Annotated in this window: 1 pseudogene; it reads right to left on the bottom strand. The window is 62.9% G+C overall.

Annotated elements, in window-relative coordinates:
• Positions 1-701, bottom strand: a pseudogene (locus EN750_RS37490) (urea ABC transporter permease subunit UrtB); the annotation flags it as partial.

Below are 701 nucleotides of genomic sequence, written 5' to 3'. Positions count from 1 at the left end.
CATCTGCAGGCCCCAGGGCGTGCGCTTCATCACGTAGAGCAGGATGCCGAAGACAGCGAGCGCGAAAACCAGGATCCAGAGGCGGTTCCAGGTGATCGCCAACTGTCCGACATTGAACGAGCCCGACATCCATGAGGGGTTGCCGACCTCTTGGTTGGTCGGCCCGAAGATCGAGCGCACGGCCTGTTGCAGGATCAGCGAGACGCCCCATGTCGCCAGCAGCGTTTCAAGCGGCCGGCCATAGAGGAAACGGATGACGCCGCGCTCGATGATCAGGCCAACCAGAGCGGCGACGAGGAAGGCCAGCGGCAGTGCGATGACCAGCGACCAGTCGAACAGGTCCGGGAAGGATGTACGGATCACCTGCTGGACGACGAAGGTCGTGTAGGCGCCGAGCATGACCATCTCGCCATGCGCCATGTTGATGACACCCATGACGCCAAAGGTAATGGCAAGGCCGATTGCCGCCAGCAGCAGCACCGAGCCCAGCGAGATGCCGTACCAGATGTTCTGCCCGGCATCCCAGAAGGCCAGCGTCGAATTGATGTTGGCGATTGCGGTCGTCGCCGCTTGCTTGACCGTGTCGGTGGAATTCGCCTCGACCGAGGTGAGCAGGGAAACCGCATCGCGGTCGCCACGCGCGCCGATCAGGGCAATTGCAGCGAGCTTGTCGGCTTCAGGCCGGTCGGAGACCAGAACGG

Origin of the sequence: Mesorhizobium sp. M7A.F.Ca.ET.027.03.2.1, from assembly GCF_003999175.1 — a bacterium.
Classification (GTDB): Bacteria; Pseudomonadota; Alphaproteobacteria; order Rhizobiales; family Rhizobiaceae; genus Mesorhizobium.
This window is presented reverse-complemented; position numbering and strand designations above follow the sequence as displayed.